This is a genomic window from Maricaulis salignorans, from assembly GCF_900103475.1.
Taxonomy (GTDB): domain Bacteria; phylum Pseudomonadota; class Alphaproteobacteria; order Caulobacterales; family Maricaulaceae; genus Maricaulis; species Maricaulis salignorans.
In genome coordinates this window covers 298,068-316,410 of sequence record NZ_FNHG01000001.1, presented here as the reverse complement: position 1 = coordinate 316,410, position 18,343 = coordinate 298,068, and the positions used below count along the sequence as shown (strand labels likewise).

At 63.8% G+C, this 18,343-nt stretch carries 8 protein-coding genes; 4 read left to right on the top strand and 4 right to left on the bottom strand.

The genetic code is table 11. The features are described 5' to 3' along the window. Positions 1–78: 78 nt before the first annotated feature. The gene (locus BLT42_RS01340; protein WP_233342249.1) at positions 79–8,994 is read right to left on the bottom strand and encodes an Ig-like domain-containing protein; all 8,916 of its coding nucleotides are present in this window, start codon (positions 8,992–8,994) and stop codon (positions 79–81) included. A gap of 409 nt (positions 8,995–9,403) precedes the next feature. Here BLT42_RS01340 and BLT42_RS01335 point away from each other — a divergent pair, with 409 nt between their 5' ends. Together BLT42_RS01335 and BLT42_RS01330 are read left to right on the top strand one after the other, a co-directional pair. Continuing rightward, positions 9,404–10,636, top strand: a complete 1,233-nt coding sequence (locus BLT42_RS01335; protein ID WP_091765587.1) for an acetyl-CoA acetyltransferase — start codon at positions 9,404–9,406, stop codon at positions 10,634–10,636. Positions 10,637–10,640: 4 nt separating this feature from the next. Beyond that, positions 10,641–11,849, top strand: a complete 1,209-nt coding sequence (locus tag BLT42_RS01330; protein WP_091765584.1) for an acetyl-CoA C-acyltransferase — start codon at positions 10,641–10,643, stop codon at positions 11,847–11,849. Between the two features lie 58 nt (positions 11,850–11,907). Here BLT42_RS01330 and BLT42_RS01325 read toward each other — a convergent pair whose 3' ends face one another. After that, a complete protein-coding gene (locus BLT42_RS01325; protein WP_091765869.1) occupies positions 11,908–12,864 on the bottom strand; it encodes a winged helix-turn-helix transcriptional regulator in 957 nt (318 codons plus the stop codon). Between the two features lie 348 nt (positions 12,865–13,212). Here BLT42_RS01325 and BLT42_RS01320 point away from each other — a divergent pair, with 348 nt between their 5' ends. Next, the gene (locus BLT42_RS01320; RefSeq protein WP_091765581.1) at positions 13,213–14,016 is read left to right on the top strand and encodes a DUF1295 domain-containing protein; all 804 of its coding nucleotides are present in this window, start codon (positions 13,213–13,215) and stop codon (positions 14,014–14,016) included. Continuing rightward, positions 14,016–15,494 (top strand): carotenoid oxygenase family protein, encoded by a 1,479-nt coding sequence (locus BLT42_RS01315; protein ID WP_091765578.1) that lies wholly within the window; start codon positions 14,016–14,018, stop codon positions 15,492–15,494. The genes BLT42_RS01320 and BLT42_RS01315 overlap by 1 nt, the downstream gene beginning before the upstream one ends. Positions 15,495–15,569: 75 nt before the next feature. Here BLT42_RS01315 and gabT read toward each other — a convergent pair whose 3' ends face one another. Next, a complete protein-coding gene (gene gabT, locus BLT42_RS01310) occupies positions 15,570–16,844 on the bottom strand; it encodes a 4-aminobutyrate--2-oxoglutarate transaminase (RefSeq protein ID WP_091765575.1) in 1,275 nt (424 codons plus the stop codon). Positions 16,845–16,864: 20 nt separating this feature from the next. After that, positions 16,865–18,322: an NAD-dependent succinate-semialdehyde dehydrogenase gene (locus BLT42_RS01305; protein ID WP_091765573.1), complete on the bottom strand. Its 1,458-nt coding sequence runs from the start codon at positions 18,320–18,322 to the stop codon at positions 16,865–16,867. Positions 18,323–18,343: the final 21 nt, after the last annotated feature.

Here is an 18,343-nt window from a genome sequence, read left to right as displayed (position 1 = left end):
TCCCGGCCCGAAAACCAGCCGGCCCGCCAAAGAGGCGGGCCGGACACGGTATTCAGTTCGGCCGAACCCGGCCGGCGCCTATTCCATACTCAGGGGCAGGCGGATACGCAGCATGGCGTTATTGGCTTCAAAATCGCCAAGTCCGAGACCGATAATCCCGATTTCACCGGAGATCAGCCCGCCATTGGGCAGTTCGGCTGTGAGGCCGAAGCGGGCATCAGCCCGGAGTCCGCCAATGCCCTGAAGATTGCCGGCGGCATTGTAGACATCGGCATCATCATAATCCCACAGGGCCGTGAGCCGGACATAAGGCTCGAAATAGCCACCCTCGGCATTGACGAAGCGGTAGGCGAGCTCCGGTCCGGCATTGATCCGGCCAAGCGTGATTTCCTGACTCGGGATCAGGAAGCCGAGCGTATCGGTGTAAGAGTCCTGCTCTTCATTGAAGTAGGCGATGCCGATCTGTGGCGAAAGGCGCCAGTTTCCGGAGGTCATTTCACCGGTCAGATTGGCCTCAACCAACCAGCGGCTGGTCTCGAAGGCATCGGTATACAGGCCGATCGGATTGACATCATTCTCCGAGCGTCCCCAGGCACCGCGTGCATCGAGATACACATTCTCGGCGAGACGGGCGACCATATAGGGCCCGGCCAGCCAGCCATCGCCGCTCACTTCGCTGCGATAGGTGCCAGTGACAGTCTCGGCGTGATCCCATTGCAGCAGGGCTCCGACGAGCAGGTCCTCGGACGCCATCATGTCGACACCGAGATAGTAGAGCCCGAAGGTCGAGCTGGCATCGAGGCCGGCGCGATTGTCATCGATGCTGGTATAGGTCGCCTGGGCCCAGACATCGAGGCTGGCGATGCCGGTCTGGCCGTCGAGATTGAACTGGGTCGCTCCCGGCATTTGCGGTTGGCCATTTTCCGCCGCCTGGCGGATCGCTGACAGGCTGGTCGACAGATCGGCCGAGAAGCGGCCATCGGCATAGTCGGCGGCAAAGCGGTTCGGCGTTGCCGACATCCGGCTGCCACGCATCCGGCCCGACAATTCTGGCGAATTGGTCAGGATCTGATCGGCACGAGCCGCCATAAAGCTGCGGATTGCGCTTTGCGTGATCTCACGGATGAAGTCCTCATCGCGCCGATTGGCAAAGGTACAGACCATGCTCTCCTCGGGATCGAGGTCGATGACCATGGTGCCGGTGTCGAGGTCGAAGGTAGACCCCCCATCGGTATCGCCGGTACAGCTCATCGAATTCAGGGCCCAACCTTCCGAGGTCGTCTGGGTCAGGCTGTAAGTGCCACGAAGCACGGTGAGCGCGCCGGAGCTGGCGGTACCGGCCACCGTTGAAAGCGACAGACCGTCCAGCTGAGCCAGGGTGGAGGTATAGTTGAAGACACCGTCACCGGCCTGCGAGGGGGCCGTCGTGGCGATAATCGTCAACGTGCCCTCACGCGGCTGCAGCGTGATCGTGACCGGGATGGTCACCACATTGAGTGTATTGGCGCTCGCGCCCAGGGGCTTTTGCGCCGGGGTCCCGGTCTCGGTAATGGTGATATTCGCCGTATAGCTACCGGGAGCCAGATCGAGGACGCCGTCATTGAAGGTGATGGTGAATTCGAGCGAACCCTCGGCCGGAATAGACCCGGATGTCGGATCCACATCGAGCCATGTCACGTCGGTTGCCGCCGTGAAGGTGAAGGGCGAGCCACCCGTATTCGACAGGGAGAAGCTCGTGCTGACGCCCGCCGGATTATCGATCGCGGAATCCAGCGCCAGCTCCACCGTTGGAATGGCGGTCTCATCAATCTCCGGATCGGCGATCGCAGCGAATGTGCAGGTCACCGAGTCAGCCGGAGCCAGGACGATGGTGACGGCACCGGTTGTCCCGTCGACCGAAGTCGTGCCGCCGGAACAGCTGGCTCCGTCAGCGCTGAATCCGTCTTCGGCTGCTGGCGTGATCGTGTAACTACCCGCGATGAGATCGGTGAAAGCGCGCGAGCCGGTCTGGCCGGAGGTTGCGATGGCGAAACTGCCGAGATCGCCGGTGAAATCGAACTCACCGTCAACGGCGCCCTCGACGGTCTGGGCGATCGTGATGCCACCCCGGCGCAATTCGACGCTGAAGAGATCCGGCGTCGTCGAATCTGCGAGCAGATTACCGGCGACATCGGCAGCACCGGAGACGGTGACATCGATATCATCAGCCATCAGGCCGCTATCGAGCAGGTCATAGCTGGCCGTGTAGACGGTATCGCCACTGGACCAGGCGGAAGACTGCAGGCTCAGCGTGGCCGAGAGATCAGCGCCAACGAAGGCGAAGTCAGGCTCAACTGCGGAATCAAGCGCTTCAGAGAAGGTCGCCGCAATCGTGAAGCTGGTCCCGATATCGCTGACAGTCAGATCGCTGTCGGAGACAATGACCGACAGGACGGTTGGCGCGCTGATATCGGCATTGATGCTCAGCTGGGAAGCGGCCGTATTGGCGTTGCCGGCAGGATCGCTGGCGACACCGGCTGCGACGTCAACGGTAACCGGACCATCAGCGGCCGGTGTGATCGTCGCGGTGTAGGCCGCACCGGATCCGGCGAAGGCCGAGGCCGCACCATTGGCCACCACGATATCGCCAACGGCAAAGCCGCTGACGCTTTCGGTGAAGGTAAAGCTGGCGGTAAAGGCGCCCGTCTGGGTGCCGGCCGGGCCGGTAATCACCAAGCCCGGCGCCGTGCCGTCGCTGGTGATCGAAAACTGGCTCGCCGCGAGATTGTCATTGCCGGCACTGTCCTGGGCTGCCGCAGCAGCGACATCGACGGTGACAGCACCATCACCGGCCGGGGTAATCGTCGCCGAATAGGTGGTGCCCGCACCGGCGAAGGCCGAGGCGGCGCCATTGCCAACATTGAGATCGCCGAGGCCAAAGCCGCTGACGGATTCCGAGAACACAACACTGAGCGTGAAGGCACCGGAGACCGGGTCAGACGAGGCGGTCGACAACACAACGGTCGGGGCCGTGCCATCGCTGGTAATCGAGAACTGGCTCGCAGCGACATTGTCATTGCCGGCGCTGTCCTGTGCGGCGGCGGCGGCAACATCAACAGTTACCAGGCCATCGGCGGCCGGAGTGATGGTCGCCGAATAGGTGTCGCCCGAGCCGGCAAGGGCGGAGGCCGCACCATTGCCGATGTTCAGATCGGCGAGACCAAAGCCGGTGACGGATTCAGAGAAGACAATATCGAGCGTGAAGGCGCCGGAGACAGGGTCGCCGCTGACCGTCGACAGAACCAGCGTCGGCAGCGTGCCGTCATTGGTGATGGAGAACTGGGTCGCAGCGTTGTTGTCATTGCCGGCGCTGTCCTGGGCGGCGGCCGCCGCAACATCGACTGTCACCGCGCCATCCGCTGACGGCGTGATGGTCGCCGAATAGGTCGTGCCCGAGCCTGCGAAGGCGGAGGCCACACCATTGCCCACCGTCAGATCGCCGGCGGCGAAGCCGGTAACAGATTCCGAGAAGACAACATCAAGCGTGAAGGCGCCGGAAACCGGATCGCCGCTGAGGGTCGACAGCACGAGGGTCGGCGCGGTCTCGTCATTGGTGATCGAGAACTGCGTCGCAGCCGTATTGCCATTGCCGGCACTGTCCTGGGCGGCCGCAGCCGCGACATCGACGGTGACCGCACCATCACCGGACGGGGTAATGGTCGCGGAATAGGTGGTGCCCGTACCGGCGAACGCCGAGGCGGCACCATTGCCAACGCTCAGATCGCCCACGGCAAAGCCGGTGACGGATTCCGAGAAGACAATATCCAGCGTAAAGGCGCCGGAGACCGGGTCAGCCGATACCGTCGAGAGCGCGACAGTCGGTGCCGTACCATCCCGGGTGATCGAGAACTGGGTCGCGGCACTATTGGCATTGCCGGCGGCATCCTGGGCGGCAGCGGCGGCGACATCAACGGTCACCAGGCCATCGCCGGCCGGGGTAATCGTCACTGAATAAGTGTCACCGGAACCGGCGAAAGCCGAGGCCGCACCATTGCCAACACTCAGATCGCCCACGGCAAAGCCGGTGACAGATTCCGAGAAGACAACATCAAGCGTGAAGGCGCCGGAGACAGGATCGGTCGAGACCGATGACAGGACGACACTCGGTCCGGTCTCGTCATTGGTGATCGAGAACTGGGTGGCAGCCGTATTGTCATTGCCCGCCGAATCCTGGGCCGCAGCGGCGGCGACATCAACAGTGACAGCGCCATCGCCGGCCGGCGTAATCGTCGCGGAATAGGTCGTGCCCGAGCCGGCGAAGGCCGAGGCCGCACCATTGCCCACCGTCAGATCGCCGACGGCAAAGCCGGTGACGGATTCCGAGAACACGATATCAAGCGTGAAGGCACCGGCGACCGGATCAGCGGAGACTGTCGACAGCACCACGCTCGGAGCGGTTTCGTCATTGGTGATCGAGAACTGGGTTGCAGCTGTATTGTCATTGCCCGCCGCGTCCTGGGCGGCAGCGGCGGCGACATCGACAGTCACCGCGCCATCGGCAGCCGGCGTGATCGTGGCCGAATAGGTGGTGCCCGCACCGGCGAAGGCCGAGGCTGCACCATTCCCGACCGTCAGGTCACCAATAGCAAAGCCGGTGACGGATTCGGAGAAGACGATGTCAAGCGTGAAGCCCCCGGAGACCGGGTCAGTGGCGACGCTCGACAGGACCACAGACGGTGCGGCCGTATCCTTGGTCGCCGTATCGGTCTCGTCGGCACCAATATTGCCGAGCACATCGGTCAGGGCGGCCGTCAGGGTGACGGTCCCGTCGCCAAGGCCGGAGCCATCAAGGCCGGAGATCGTGCCTGCGGCCGCGGACACAAGGACGCTGTCGGAAATCGAGGCGCCGCCACCATCGCTGGAGATGGTGTAATCGAGCGTCGCACCGACCTCGAAGCCGGTATAGCTGAACGACAGCGCCGTCTCATTGCCGGAGTTGATCGGATCCTGGTCGAGGGAGACAGCATAGCCGGATGGCGCTGTAATATCGGCCGTGATGGAGAATTGGGCGGCAACCAGATTGGGGTTACCGGCCGCATCGCCGACCTTGCCGGGGGCCATATCGACAGTCACGACACCCGAAGCCGACGGCGTGATGGTGACGGTATAGGCCGCGCCGGAGCCGGCCAGGCCGGAAGCTGTGCCATTGCCGACGGTCAGATCGCTGGCGGCGAAACCCGTCACCGCTTCATCGAAGGTTACATTCAGCACGAACGACCCGGAGAAGGGATCGGCGGCGGCCGAGGCGAGGGTCGGCGTCGCTCCGGTTTCATCGTTGGTGATCGAATACTGGGCCGCAACCAGGCTGGCGCCCGCACTGACGTCCACAGCTGCAGCCGCAGCGATGTCAACCGTGACGGCGCCATCGGCGGCAGGCGTGATCGTGGCTGTATAGGCGGTGCCGCTGCCGGCGAAATTGCTCGCCGCACCATTTCCGACCGTCAGATCGGTAATGTCGAAGCCGGTCACCGGCTCGTTGAAATTGACCACGATATCGAAGGCACCCGAAACCGTTCCGGACAGGGCGCTGGTGATGACGGGTTGCGGCAATTGCTGGTTCACGGTGATCGAGAACTGGGCCGCGGCCGTATTCCCGCCGCCGGTGCTGCTGGTGGCCGCGGAGCCGGCGATGTCCACCGTCAGGGTTCCATCACGCGTGGGCGCGATGGTTACGGCATAGACCGCGCCCGACCCGCTGAATGTCGAAACTTCACCGCCAGAGACCGACAGGTCCGCGATGGTGAAGCCCGTCACATCCTCCGAAAATGTCACGGTCAGGTCGAAAGTCGACGCGGTGACGGGATCGGCGGCCGCAGATGCGATCACGACTGTCGGGATTGATGGCACCACGGCGACCGGGATGACCAGATCGGGGCCCAGACGATTCGGGGCGCCGCCGGCCACTGCGGTCGCGGATGAAGCGGGAAGGCCGATAACGAGATCCACGCCGCCTGTCGCACTGACAAAGAAACTATAGGTCGAACCCGCACCGCCGAAGGCGACTGGGGCCCCTCCGCCGGTTACGACAAAATCTGGGCCGGCGAGCCCCGCTACGTCCTCGTCGAACGCAACCGAAATCGGGATGAAGCCTGCGCCTGTAATCGACGGCGTGGTACTCGTGATCGTGGCAATCGGCCCGAGTGAGGCGGCCGTAACGGAGTATTGGGGCGCGGCGCTGTTATTGATGGCACCACCGTTTTGAGCGGCCCCGGAGGCGACGTCGACCGTGATCGGCCCCGCGGCAACCGGTACAATCGTGACGGTATAGACAGCACCGGTGCCCGCAAATGAAGAGGCCACACCATTGCTGACGACAATGTCATCGATGGTAAAGCCCGTGACATTTTCAGAGAAGGTGAATGTGGCTGTGAAGGCGTCCGCGAGCGGGCCGGCCGGACCGGTAATCGCCAGGGTCGGCGAACCGAGCACGGCGGCGATCGAGTATTGCGTCGCCGCGGTATTGCCATTGCCGGCCAGATCATTGGCTGCACCAGCGAGCACATCAACGGTCACCGTTCCGTCAGCGGTCGGCAGGATGGTGGCGGTGTAGACAGCACCCGAGCCGCTCATCGCGGTGACGCTGCCATTGCCGACCGTCAAGGTCGACCCGACAACGCTGCTCATGGGCTCGGAAAAGGTCAGGGTGACATTGAAGGCACCGGCGAGGGGGGCTACAGCGGCGCTGGTAATGGCGACGGTCGGAGCGCCAGTATCGGCGGTCACGGAAAACTGCGTCGCAGCCGTGTTGGCATTGAGGTCGACGTCCTGCGCGACTCCGGCCGGCACGTCGACTGACACCACACCATCGGCAATCGGCGTCACGGTGAAGCTATAGACATTGCCGGAAATCGACTCGCTCGAGCGCGTGCCATTGACGATAACGATTTCGTCGAACAGGAAACCTGTGACCGGCTCGGAGAAAGTGACCGTCACCGGAAAGGCTGCCCCGCTGACGAGACCGGCGGCGGTGCTCGATGCGATCACCACGGTTGGCGCACCATTGGCGGTCGACGCGATCGAGAACTGGGTCACGGCCGTATTGTCATTGCCCGCAGTATCCTGGAAGGCACCATCGGCAACGTCCACAGTCAGCGTGCCGACAGCGGTGGGCGTGATCGTGGCGGTCAGGTCATCTCCCGAGCGCTGGAGATTGGAGGCGACACCATTGACCACGGTCAGGTCACTGAGCGTGAATCCGACGGCGGTTTCAGAAAAATCGAGCAGAAGCGTGAACGGCGCGCTGACCGGACCGACAGCCGCACTGGTCATCGTCAGGGTCGGCGCAACCACATCGGCCTGGAGGGTCAGGGTCGCCGCGGCACTATTGTCGCGCCCGCCGGCATCCTGGGCCACAGCAGCAGGAATGTCGACTTTGACCGTGCCCGTTGCAACCGGCAGAATCGTCACAAGATAGACGCCGTCCGAACCTGAAAAATCGGTCGCGGTGGCGTTCGTCAGCACCAGGTCCCCGACGACGAAGTCGACGACCGGCTTGGAGAAGGTGATGGTCGCGGCAAAGCTCGCACCGACCGGGGAGACCTCCGCAGTCGTGATAGCAACACTCGGGGCGGTGATGTCGGCCTCAACCTGGAGGAGGTTGGAGATCGTGTTGGCATTCGTGTCTACATCGATCACCGCGGCGGCCGAAACGCGAATCGACAACGTCCCCGAACCCGTCGGGGTCAGGATCGCCGTGTAGGTTGTCCCCGAACCCGCGACACTGTCGACGGTGAAGTTCCCCGCAGCAAGGAAATCACCGACATCAAATCCGGTGACAGCCTCATTGAAGACGACATCGACAGTGAAGGGACCGCTGACCGGCTCGACCGCACTGGTCGAAACAACGACAGAGGGAGCATCCGTGTTGGCGCTATAGAATTGCGACGCCGCCACATTCGTATTTCCGGCAATATCCGAAACCTGTGCGGCATCATAAGTGAGGACGACCGCGCCGTTAGTCTGCCCCAGATCCGGCGTCAGAGTGAAGCTGTAGAGCTGGTTCGAAACCTGGACGAAACTGGAGATAGCGGCATTGGTGACCCCGATCTGGCCGGAGGCAACGCCCGATACAATTTCATCAAATTGCAGATAGACGGTGATCGGTCCCTCAATCGTGGTGTCCGGTTCGCCATCGATGAATTCCGGCTGGGGGGAGGTCTCATCGTACAGCACAGTCAGTGTGGGGGCCGCATTGCTTTCGGTACCCACACCATTGACCGCAGCAGCGGCAGGAATACTGACGGTGACATCACCATCAACGACCGGCGTGATGGTCACGGAATAGCTGGCGCCGGAACCGGCAAAGGCGGAAGCCGCACCATTGCCGACGACCAGGTCGCTGCTATCGAAACCGGTGACCGACGCATCGAATGTGATCGTCGCCACAAAGGGGGCATTGGTCGGGTTGGCCGCGGTCGTGATCGTCGGCGTTGGACGGGCCGAGTTCGGGCCGGGACAGCTATTATCGAGAGCACTGGCGTCAAAGGCGAGGCTCGCCATCTGGAAGCCATCGCTCTCATAGAGATCGCCGACAGTATAGATTGGCGAACCGGTATTCTGATTGTAGGCGACAAGGGTATAGGCCGAACCATCAGTAGGGGTCTGGGTCGTCGGCGCGGTAATTACCGTCGTCGTGCTGGCAGCGGACGCTGAAATACTCTGGCTGGACGACCCGATGATCGTACCGGTGCCATCAAGCAGAAAGAGGGAATATGTATCGAGCGAGCCCGTATCGGCGCTCTGAAACGTGGCGGTAAAACTGACACCGAAGCTTGAGGGACTTGCCGCGGTGCACTGGCCATTTGTCCCGAGGCTGGCACCACCATTGATGGTGCCGCTGGCGGCTTGGGCCGGAACCGAGAGCGCGAGCCCGCCCGCGAGCGCCAGCACTGCAGCGCCAACGCCGGCGCCGAGGCGCTTCAAACCATTCGAAATGCCCGTTTTGCAAGCGAACACACGTGATTTGACTCGTTCGAGATTGGCCATGCTACCCCCTTCACCCCTGATTTCATTCACTCTAGCAGGTTCGGTTCACATAATATAGCGGAGCTGGGGCGTCATGACGCATTTTTCTGCGCTGTCTGTGAGAAGGATCGCCGACAGGCTGGTCTTCGCGGGCCGGCGCCGCTGACGCACGACCTTTGATTGTGGCGACGCCTGCGGCATCAGCGGCCACGCCTGCAACCCGTCTCCGATTGACAATGACGTGGTAGGTTTTAATAAGAAAGTGACTAATATCCCGAGCCTGGCGAAATCGAGTTGGATCGCAAACAATCCCCTGCCCCGGTTCGCGACCCGCCCTGCTGAGCAGCAATCTGACCCAACAGGGAAAGCGGGACACACCCACCCAGGAGGCCTGAACACGATGCCCGAACCCGTTTTCATTCTCGGCGGAGCGCAAAGCGATTTTGCCCGCAACTGGACGCGCGACAATAAGGGTCTGTTCGAGTTGATCTCGGAAACCACGCAGGCCGGGCTTGAGGCTGCGGATTTGGCGGCGCGCGATGTCGATGTCATCCATATCGGCAATTTCGCCGGCGAGCTCTTCTGCGGCCAGGGCCTGATCGGCGGCATGATGGCCCATGTCGATCCGGATTTTGAGGGCAAGCCAACCAGCCGCCATGAGGCGGCCTGCGCCTCCGGCTCGATGGCGATCATGGCGGCGATGGCGGATATCGAGGCTGGCCGCTATGGACTGGCGGCAGTGGTTGGCGTCGAACTGATGCGCAATGTGCCCGGTCAGCGCGCCGCCGAAATTCTCGGCGCCGCGGCCTGGGCTGATCGCGAAGCGCTGGGTGCACGCTATCTCTGGCCGGCCATGTTCTCCGACCTCGCCGAGGAATATGACCAGCGCTACGGGCTCGACCGGCGGCACCTGGCCGAGATCTCGCGCATCAATTTTGACAATGCCAAGCGCAATCCGGCCGCCCAGTCGCGCGCCTGGAGCTTCACCGAAGCCAGTTTTGAGGCCGATGATGACGCCAATCCGGTGGTTGAAGGCTGGATGCGGCGCAGCGATTGCGGCCAGGTGACGGATGGCGCAGCAACGATCTTCCTGGCCTCCGGGGCCGTGGCGCAGGAATATGCGACCCGGCGCGGCCTCGATCTGGCCGACATCCCCCGTTTCAAGGGCTGGGGCCATACAACGGCGCCGCTGATGATGGAAACCAAGCTGGCGAAGAGCCGTGAGAGCGGCGGCTACATGTTTCCCTGGGTGCGCAAGGCCATTACCGATGCTTGCGGCCGGGCCGGGATCACCGAGACCCGCCAGCTTGATGCCATCGAAACCCATGACTGCTTCTCGATCACCGAATACATGGCGATCGAGCATTTCGGCCTCACGGCGCCGGGCGAGGCCTGGAAGGCCATTGAAGCCGGCATTATCGCGCCCGGCGGCGCGCTGCCGGTCAACCCATCCGGCGGGCTGATCGGGCTGGGGCATCCGGTCGGTGCAACCGGGGTGCGCATGGCGCTCGATGCCTGGCGCCAGACCTCGGGCCGCAGCGGCGACACCCAGGTCGAGGGCGCCCGCACGGTGGCGACCTATAATGTCGGCGGCTCGACCACGGCCAGCGCCTGTTTCGTGATCGGGGTCTGAGCCGATGGCGGGGATTTTCCTCTTTGAGGCTGTGCGCACACCGCGCGGCAAGGGCAAGCCGGGCGGCGCCCTCTCCGGCCTGACGCCACACGAGCTGGTCAGCCAGCTGGCGGGTGCCCTGCGCTCACGCCTGGGCGAGACTGCGCTTGATCAGGTCACCTCCCTGACACTGGGCTGTGTCGGCCAGATCGGCGCCCAGGGCGGGCAATTGGCACTGGTCAGCAAGCTGCACGCAGATTTACCGCCCGGGATGACCAGCCGGACGGTCAATAATTATTGCGTCTCCGGCCTGACGGCGACGCGCCTGGCGGCCCTGGAGGCGGCAGCGACCGGCGATGACCGGCTGCGTCTGGCCGGCGGCGTCGAGATGATGTCTCTCGTGCCATTCCTCGCCGACCACGCACACTATTACGACGACCCCGACACGGCGCGCGCCCTGCGCTATGTGCCGGTTCCGCTCTCGGCCGATCTGATGGCGACGATGGAGGGGATATCGCGTGAGGCGCTCGACGCGATCACCGTCCGCTCGCACCAGCGCGCCGCTCAGGCCTGGGCCCGGGGCGGGCTGGATGAGGTCATCCCGGTGCACGGCCCCGATGGCACCGTCCTGCTGGCGCAGGATGAATCGGTCAGGCCCGACACGTCCATGGCATCACTGGCCCGCCTCGCCCCGGCCTTCGTGGAGATGGGGGCGCAGGGCTTTGATGATGTGATGCTGGCCGCCCGGCCCGAACTCGCGGCAATCGAACACCTGCACACCCTGGCGCATTGCCCCCCGATCGCCGATGGCGCGGCCCTCGTCCTGCTCGGCAGCGCCCGCGCCGGCGCGGCGGCCGGGCTCAAGCCGCGCGCCATTTTCCGCGCCGCGACCGAGGCCAGCGCCGATCCGGTGCTGCAGCTCACCGCCGGTTTCGCCGCCATGGACGCCGCTCTGAAGGAGAGCGGGCTGAGGCTTGAAGACATCGACCGGATTGAATTCATGGAGGCCTTCGCCGCGACCCCGGTCAAGTCCGAGCGCGACTACGCCCCGGACCCGGCCAAGGTCAATCCGGAAGGCGGTCATCTCGCCATGGGCCATCCGATGGGGGCCAGCGGGGCAATCCTGCTGACGACGCTGCTCGCTGGCCTCGAACGCGATGGCGGCAAGCTGGGACTGGCCGTTCTGCATGGCGGTTCCGGCGTCGGCGCCGCGATCATCATCGAGCGCGTCTGAAACCGGCAAGGGGCGGGCCTGAGCGGTTCAGCCCGTCCAAAACCCGATCCGGCGCCAATTATGGTGCAGCTGGCGCGCTGTGCGGGCGGCCCTCGACAACCTCATAGCTCACGCTCTCCGGCTGCACCGCCTCCTGGCAGGCCGAGCAGGCGACGATCGCGTCCAGTTCATGGCCACAGGGTGTGTGCGTCAGCTGAAGCGGCGGCCCCTCCGGCGACACATAATAGGTATCGCCCCATTGCAGGAGCATGAGCAGGATTGAGTAATAGTCGATGCCCTTGGCGGTCAGCCGGTATTCGAACCGGGCCGGCCGTTCGCTGTAGGGATGCAGGGCGAGAACACCGATCGTGCACAGCCAGCTGAGACGTTCCGACAGGATATTGGTCGCGATCGCCGTGTCCTCGCAGATCTCGTCGAACTTGCGCAGGCCGGTGAAGATCGAACGCAGGACCAGGCTGGCCCAGCGATCCCCGGTGATCTGGGCGACATGGTCCAGCAGGGTGGATTCGGCCGGCCGATCAGCGGCCATGTCCCGATAGCGCCGGCGGCGGCTATAGGTTGCCGACATCAGACCAACGCCGGGCCCTTCGGCCCAGGCCACATCACGCGCCGTCACTTCCTGCTGGCAGGCCGAGCAGATCGGGGTCGGGTCGAACACGGCGCCGCAGGTCCTGTGGCGCAGGATGATCTCGATCTTCCCCTCGGGCGGGGCCCATTTGCGCTCCCACCGCAACATCATCAGCGATGTCCAATACAGGTCACGGCCCTTTTTGGTGAGATGATATTCGAACCGGCGCGGAGCCTGGGAGTAGAGATGTTTCTCGAAGATATCGGCCGCGACGAGCCGCTTGAGCCGGTCGCTGAGCAGGGGTTTGAGCAGGCCGGTCCGGGTCCGCAGGTCCTGGAAGCGCCGCGCGCCCAGCCAGCTGGCCTCCAGGATGAGCAGGGTCGAGGTATCGCCGATCACCTCGAGGCTGCGCCAGATCGAGCAGGTGCGAATAAACTTCCTGGCCATTGGCGCCTCGTCGAATGCGCCCGCCACAACCGAACGCAAGATTGCGGATCGGGCCCGCGCCCCACAGACTGACTCTGCCATCGGTATTACCACACAACCCACGACCTGCGCCCCGCTTCATCAGTATCGGGCCGGCGGGCCGCTGCGGTCCGGGACGCCGGCCGGAATTGACAGCGCCGCGACCCGCAATATAGGCTCACAGCCGAATTGCATAACAAGACCCACTCGGGCGATATGCCCGTCCCGCACAAAAACGCCCGGTCGCGCGGTTCATCCCGACAATCCCGGTACCGGCATGATCGATTTTCCTGCACAACCAGTGGCAGACCAGGCGAACGGAGACGAAAAATGGGCGATGTGATGATGCTGTTGGGGAGTAATCTCATCCTGCTGATCGGCATGATGCTCATACTCTGGGCGATCAGTATCCCGTTGAAGGATGTCAGCTTTATCGATTCCTTCTGGGCCTTCGGCTTCGTTCTGGTCGTCGGGTTGAGCTTCCTCCTGACCCCGGACAGTGCTCCCGGCCGGCGCCTGCTCCTGCTGGGCCTGACCGCGATCTGGGGGCTGCGTCTGGGCGGGTATCTGTTCTGGCGCTGGCGCAAGGAAGGTCCCGACAAGCGCTATGCCGCCATGTTCAAGCACGTCAAACCGGAGCAGAAGCACTGGCACAGCTTCAAATTCGTCTTCATGCTGCAGGCCGTCCTGTTGTGGATCGTCTCGCTGCCGGTGCAGCTGGGACAGGTCTCGGCGACCCCCGCTGCGCTCGGCCCGCTGGCCTTCGCCGGTGCGGCCCTCGCCGTGATCGGGATCTTCTTCGAAAGCGTCGGCGACTGGCAGATGGCGAAGTTCAAGGCTGGCCCTGAAAGCGCCGGCAAGGTGATGGATCGCGGTCTGTGGCGCTATACCCGCCATCCGAATTATTTCGGCGATGCCTGTGTCTGGTGGGGTCTCTTCCTGATCGCAGCCGAGACCGGGATCGGCTGGGCCGCCATTATCGGTCCGATCCTGATGACAGTCCTGCTGGTGAAATGGAGCGGCGCCGCTCTGCTGGAGCGCGGGCTGAAGCGTTCGCGCCCCGATTATGACGCCTATATCGCCCGCACCAGCGGCTTTATCCCGATGCCCCCGAAATCCGGAGACCCGTCCTGATGAGCGCTATCAAGATCAACACGATTGCCCACACGCCGCCCGATCCGCGCCATCCCTATATGTCGGGCGCCTGGACGCCGAATTTCGACGAGTATGATGCCGACAAGATGGAGGTGATCGGCGAGATCCCGAGCGATATTGACGGGGTCTATGTGCGCAATACGGAAAACCCGGTGCATGGCTCGATCGGGCTCTACCATCCCTTTGACGGCGACGGGATGATCCATGCGATCTCCTTCCGCGACGGCCAGGCCGCCTATCATAACCGTCTGGTCCGCACCAAGGCCTTCGCCGCCGAGGCCGAGGCGGGCAAGGCGCTCTGGGCCGGCATCGCCGAGAATCCACGCCTCTCCACCCGCCCGGGCTGGGGCGCGCATGGCTCGGTCAAGGACAGTTCCTCGACCGATGTCGTGGTCCATGCCGGCAAGATATTGTCGACCTTCTACCAGTGCGGCGAGGGCTACCGGCTCGACCCGTACACGCTGGAGCAATTCGGCACGGAAAGCTGGGTGCCGCTGGACGGTATCTCGGCCCATCCCAAGGTCGATGAAGAGACCGGCGAATTGCTGTTCTTCAACTATTCCACCCACGCGCCCTACATGCATTACGGCGTCGTCGGGCCGGACAACAAGCTCAAGCATTACATCCCGATCCCGCTGCCGGGGCCGCGCCTGCCGCACGATATGGCCTTTACCAGGAAATATTCGATCTTCGCCGACCTGCCGCTCTTCTGGGATCCCGAGGCGCTGGCAAAGGGGCGCCATGCGACCCGTTTCCACCGCGATATGCCGACCCGGTTCGCGATCGTCCCGCGCTATGGCTCACCCGAGCAGATCAAATGGTTCGAGGCCGACCCGACCTATGTCCTGCACTGGATGAATGCCTGGGAAGAGGGCGATGAAATCGTCCTCGACGGCTATTTCCAGGAACAGCCCGTCCCCGGCGCGCTGGAGATCAATCATCCCGATCCGCGCATGGGGCATTTGATGGCCTTCGTCGACGAGAATTCCTTCAAGCCGAAACTGCATCGCTGGCGCTTCAACATGAAGACCGGGGCCTGCACGGAAGGCCATCTCGACGACCGCATCCTGGAATTCGGAACGTTCAATCAGGAGCGTGCCGGCACCAAGACCCGCTATGCCTATTCGACCACGACCAAGCCGGGCTGGTTCCTCTTCACGGGCGCGGTCAAGCATGATGACGAGACCGGCCAGTCGCAAAGCCTGTCCTTCGGTGAAGGGCGCTATGGCAGCGAAGCCCCGTTTGCACCGCGCATCGGAGCAGTGGACGAGGATGACGGCTATCTCGTCTCCTTCATCACCGACATGGTTGAAGACCGGTCGGAATGCGTGCTGATCGACGCCAAAAATTTCGAGGCCGGACCGGTCTGCCGCATCATCCTGCCACACCGGATATCCAGTGGCACCCATGCCGCCTGGGCCGATGGCCCGCGCCTGCGCGCCGCACAGGCTGGCTGACGGCCTGCACACAGGTTCGCGCCCTGACGGGAGTTTCGCCGTCAGGGCGCTTGAACCTTGCCGTCGGCAATGGCGCTAGCTGGACGCCTTGATCGCGGCTTCGAGCGCGTCGAGGCCTTCATCGAGCGTGTCGAAACCAATCGTCAGCGGGGTGAGGAAGCGGATGACATTGCCGCGCACGCCGCAGGACAGGAGCAGCAGACCGCGCTGGCGGGCCTGCGCGACAATGCGGGCGGTGCGGCCCGGATCGGGGCGTGTGGCATCGCCATCCTCGACCATCTCAATCGCCGTCATGGCGCCGAGCGTGCGGATATCGCCAATGCCGGTATCGGACTGACGGATCGCTTCACAGCGGCGCACAATGCGGTCGCCGATTTCGACGGCGCGTTCGCACAGGCCTTCCTCAGCGATGACATCGAGTACAGCCAGGCCGGCCGCACAGCCGAGCGGTGAGCCGCCATAGGTACCGCCCAGACCGCCGGGCGCGGGTGCGTCCATGATCTCGGCCTTGCCGATGACACCGGAGATCGGGAAACCGCCGGCCATGGCCTTGGCGATGGTCATCAGGTCCGGCTCGATATCGGCATATTCGGTCGCAAACATGCGGCCGGTGCGGGCAAAGCCGGTCTGGATCTCGTCGACGATCATGAGAATACCGTGCTCGTCACAGATCGCGCGCAGGGCCTGCATGAAGGCCGGGGATGCGGCATAGAAACCGCCCTCGCCCTGGACGGGCTCGATGATGATGGCGGCGACGCGGGCCGGATCGACATCGGCCTTGAAGAGCTGGTGCAGCGCCTTGAGCGAGTCCGCTTCCTCAATACCGATATAGGGCGCGGGGAATGGCGCGTGGAAGACCTCGCCGGGGAAAGGCCCGAAACCAAGCTTGTAGGGCGCGACCTTGCCGGTCAGCGCCATACCCATCATCGTGCGCCCATGGAATCCGCCGGCAAAGGCGATGACCGCCGGACGGCCTGTGGCCGCGCGGGCGATCTTGACGGCATTCTCGACCGCTTCGGCGCCGGTGCTCAGGAAGATCGTCTTCTTCGGCGTCGGTCCCGGTGCCAGCTTGTTGAGCTTCTCGGCCAGCCGGACATAGCTCTCATAAGGCGTGACCTGGAAACAGACATGCGAGAAATTATCGAGCTGGGCGGCGACGGCGGCCTTCACCCTGGGGTGATTATGGCCGGTATTGGTGACGGCGATCCCGGCCGCGAAATCGATATAGCGATTATCCTCGATATCCCAGATTTCGGCATTGAGCGCGCGTTTGGCGAAGACCGGATGCATGACGCCGACACCACGCGGAGTGGCGGCCTGACGTTCGGCCCAGAGTGTTGAATTTGTCATTGTCTGATCTCCCCCGGCGCTCAGGCCGACAGGCCTCCCATCAACATGTATTTGGTGTCGAGATAATCCTCGAGACCCTGGCGCGAACCTTCGCGGCCAAAGCCCGATTGCTTGACGCCGCCGAACGGCGCGGCGGCCGAGGACATGATGCCCTCATTGATACCGACCATGCCGTATTCCAGCGCCTCACCGACGCGCCAGGCGCGGCCGAGATCACGGGTGAAGAGATAGGCGGCGAGGCCGTAAATCGTGTCATTGGCCAGGGCGATCACCTCGGCCTCGGTCTTAAAGCCGATCAATGGCGCGACCGGTCCGAAAATCTCTTCCTGGGCGACGCTCATCTCCGGCGTGACGCCTTCGATCACGGTCGGCTGGTAGAACAGCTCGCCAGCGGCGTGCCTGGCACCGCCGGCCAGGACCCTGGCGCCCGCCTCCCGGGCCTCGGCGACAAGGCGCTCGGTCTTGGCAAAGCCGGCCTCATTGATCAACGGGCCGACTTCGCAGCCCGCCATCTCACCATCGCCGACTTTGAGGGCCGCAACGCGCGCAGCCAGCCGCCTGGCGAATTCCGGCATGATGCCCGACTGGACGAACATCCGGTTGGCGCAAACGCAGGTCTGGCCGGCATTGCGAAATTTCGACGCCATCGCGCCCTCGATCGCCGCATCGAGATCGGCATCGTCAAACACGATGAAGGGCGCATTGCCGCCGAGCTCCATCGACGCCTTTTTCACCGTCGCAGCCGATTGCTGCAATAGCAGGCGGCCAACAGCGGTCGAGCCGGTGAAGGTGATCTTGCGCACGTCCGGGCTGGCGGTCAGCTCACCGCCAACCTCGGCGGCCCGCGTCGAGGTGACGATATTGAACACACCGGCGGGTACACCGGCCTCAATGCCGAGTTGGGCCGCGATCAGCGCCGAGAGCGGGGTCTCGGCGGCTGGTTTGGCGACCATGGTGCAACCGGCGGCGAGCGCCGCGGCGGCCTTGCGCATCAGCATCGCATTGGGAAAATTCCACGGCGTGATCGCGGCACAGACCCCGACCGGCTGTTTGGTCACAAGAATGCGATTATTGGCCGAGGCAGAGGGAATGATTTCGCCATAGATACGCTTCGCTTCCTCGGCGAACCATTCCAGATAGGAGGCGCCATAAAGGATTTCGCCGCGCGCCTCGGTGAGCGGTTTGCCATTCTCTCGGGTCAGGATCAGGGCCAGTTCGTCGGCGCGCTCGACCATCAGATCGCGCCAGCGCCGCAGGATCGCGCCGCGCGGACCAGCCGGCAAGGCCGCCCAGCCGGCCTGCGCCGCCTTGGCCGCGGCAATCGCGGCGCGCGTCTCGGTGACGCCGCAATCGGCGACTGAAGCGATGACGGCACCGGTCGCCGGATTGGTGACGTCGAAACGGCGTCCATCCTCCGCGTCGCACCAATGGCCGCCGATATAAGCCTGGGTTGGGCAAGCCGGTAGTGTGGCCAACATGGCAGTCCCTCTCGACATGAT